Raw genomic sequence first — 2,398 nt, 5'->3', positions numbered from 1 at the left:
TGCCCCCCGACGGCCACATGGCGGGCCACGTGACGCGCCTCGTCCGCGAGCCCGATGCCGAACCCGCCGTAGCTGTGGCCCACCGTCAGGAGGGGGCCGGGCAGGTGCGTCCGGGCCCAGCCGAGCACGGCGTCCGCGTCGAGGGCGCGCCAGTCCGCCCACCGCGCCTGCCGGGCCACGGCGAACGGCTCGCGGGACTCCCTGACCGCCCGGTAGTCGGACGTGACCGCGTGGAACCCGTGGCCGGCGAGGAACTCGGCGTAGCGCCGGTAGTACGTGGCCTTCACCCCGGTCGCGGGGGCGATCACCACCGCGCCGGCGGGCCGGGCCTGGGGCGCCGTCGTGGGGGCGAAGTGGCGGGCCGCGAGCACGAAGCCGTCGCGGGCGCGGAGGCGCGCGGGGGTGGAGGTGGTCTGCGTCACGCCGCCACCCTAGGCGCGGGGCGGCGCGACCTGCGACACAATGGGCCCATGACTGAGACCCCCCAGAGCTCGTCCGGCCAGAGCCGGGACGAGATCCTCGCCCGCCTCGAGGAGATCTACGCGAACGACCCCGCGGTGCGCGAGCACGGCGTTACCCTCGGCGAGGTGGCCGAGGGCCGCGTGGTGCTGCACCGCGACGTCACCGCGGACATGGTGAACTCCCACGAGATCTGCCACGGCGGCTTCCTGTTCCACCTCGCGGACTCGGCGCTGGCGTACTGCGTGGCGACCTTCGGCGCCGCCCCCGTCACCCGGCGCGCCGAGATCACCTACGTGGCGCCCGCCAGGCTCGGCGCGCACCTCGTGGCGACCGCCCGCCAGTCGGTGGAGTTCGGTCGCGACCGCATGATCGAGGTCGGCATCGAGGCGGACGGCCAGCTCGCAGCCTGGTTCACCGGCCACTCCACGAGCCCGCGGGTGCACGCGTGAGCGCCGGGCAGGGCGCGACGACGGCCGGTCCGGTCATCGAGTCGGTGGAGCTGCACGTGGCGGCGGGGGCGGAGGCGGCGTTCGAGGCCGCCGTCGCCGAGGCCGAGCCGCTGTTCCGGGACGGGGGCGCGACGTCCTTCGCGCTGTCCCGGCAGGTGGAGGACCCGGCGCGCTACCGGCTGCTGATCGGCTGGCGCACGCTCGAGGACCACACCGTGGCCTTCCGCGAGTCCGACTCGTTCCTCGCGTGGCGTGCGCTCGTCACCCCGCACCTGGCGCAGCTGCCGGCCGCGACCCACTGGTCCGCCGTCTGACCCCCGCACCCCCCCCGCTTTCGTTCGGGAAACGGCGGTCGTCAGCGCGTTTTCGTTCGGGAAACGGCGCGAGGGCTGACCTTTTCCCGCACGAAAGTGCGCCGACACGCCGCCGTTTCCCGAACGAAAGTGCGGAGACGCGGTCGGTTCAGAGGTGGCGGCCCGCCAGCCGCGTGAGGCTCGACTGGATGCCCCGCCCGTTGTCCGCCGGCACGCGCAGCAGCTCGTACGCGCGGCGCACGGCCGGCCGGGCCCACGAGTAGTCGAAGGTCTCGGTGACCTCGGTGGTGCCGTCCCCGTTGTCCTGGAACGCCCAGCGCCACCGGTGTCCGCCCGGGTGGGCCCACTCCACGAGCTCGTCCTCGTCCACGGCGGTGGCGGTCAGCGTCATCGTGTACGGCACCCCGTACTTCCGCATGGCCACGCGGAACCGGTCGCCCACGGCCAGCCGGTGCGGCCCGCTCACCTTCGGCCGCACGGTCCCGGACCCGTCCGCCTCGTGATGGCGGTGCGGGTCCGCGAGCATCGCCCACAGCTCGTGCGCCGGCGCGGCCACGGTGGCCCGGTAGGACACCTGGTGCTCGCCGGTCTCCACGCGCTCGGGCCACGCCGCCTGCGGGGCGGCCTGCGGCAGCCCGGACGACGACGGCGCGGCGGACTCGGTCTCGGGGGTGGCGGACGAGGGGGTCGGCTCGGTGCTCATGTCGCCCATTCTAGGAACTGCCGCGGACACCGGAAGCGGAGGCGACGGCACCCCTCGGCGGGACACCACAGCACTCTTGCCGGGGCCCACCCCGGGCCTAGGTGTTGTGGGTCATGAGGTTCTTGACATCCGTACCGGGCTGAGATGAGACGAGTGGGCCCCGCCCCGCAGGAGTTGAGTCCCGCATAGTGGTGTAGCGCCCGGTGGTCGGGCGTGTCGTCTCAGACGTGGTCGCGGCCACCGTGTGATCCGTCGAGTCAACCTTCCACAGAATCCTCGAATGGAGTCATCACGATGACCGCTCCTCATATTCTCGACCCTGCCGGCCTGCTCGGAGAAGCCCTGTCTGAAGCGTCCCCGGACATGATGCGCCATCTGCTGCAGACCATGATCAACACCTTGCTGTCCGCGGATGCCGACGCGGTGGTCGGTGCCGAATGGGGCAAGCCCAGCTCCTCGCGCACTGCTCA

At 73.1% G+C, this 2,398-nt stretch carries 3 protein-coding genes and 2 pseudogenes; 3 read left to right on the top strand and 2 right to left on the bottom strand.

The features are described 5' to 3' along the window. Positions 1 to 422 (bottom strand): annotated as a pseudogene (locus D8M29_RS11000) (alpha/beta hydrolase); the annotation flags it as partial. Between the two features lie 48 nt (positions 423 to 470). On the opposite strand from D8M29_RS11000, the gene D8M29_RS10995 reads away from it, so the two are divergent. Both D8M29_RS10995 and D8M29_RS10990 read left to right on the top strand, forming a co-directional pair. Next, on the top strand, positions 471 to 911 hold the full coding sequence (locus D8M29_RS10995; protein ID WP_036316750.1) for a hotdog fold thioesterase: 441 nt from the start codon (positions 471 to 473) through the stop codon (positions 909 to 911). Further along, entirely contained in the window at positions 908 to 1,225 is a 318-nt protein-coding gene (locus D8M29_RS10990) for a putative quinol monooxygenase (protein ID WP_036316747.1), read from the top strand. The genes D8M29_RS10995 and D8M29_RS10990 overlap by 4 nt, the downstream gene beginning before the upstream one ends. Positions 1,226 to 1,373: 148 nt before the next feature. Here D8M29_RS10990 and D8M29_RS10985 read toward each other — a convergent pair whose 3' ends face one another. Further along, the gene (locus D8M29_RS10985; RefSeq protein WP_036339559.1) at positions 1,374 to 1,928 is read right to left on the bottom strand and encodes an SRPBCC family protein; all 555 of its coding nucleotides are present in this window, start codon (positions 1,926 to 1,928) and stop codon (positions 1,374 to 1,376) included. 294 nt (positions 1,929 to 2,222) lie between these two features. Between D8M29_RS10985 and D8M29_RS10980 the strand changes: the two are divergent. Further along, positions 2,223 to 2,398 (top strand): annotated as a pseudogene (locus D8M29_RS10980) (IS256 family transposase); the annotation flags it as partial.

This window comes from Micrococcus sp. HSID17227 (assembly GCF_003989405.1).
GTDB classification, from domain to species: domain Bacteria; phylum Actinomycetota; class Actinomycetes; order Actinomycetales; family Micrococcaceae; genus Micrococcus; species Micrococcus luteus.
Note: the sequence above shows the minus strand (reverse complement) of the source record. Positions and strands in the feature narration are given on the sequence as shown.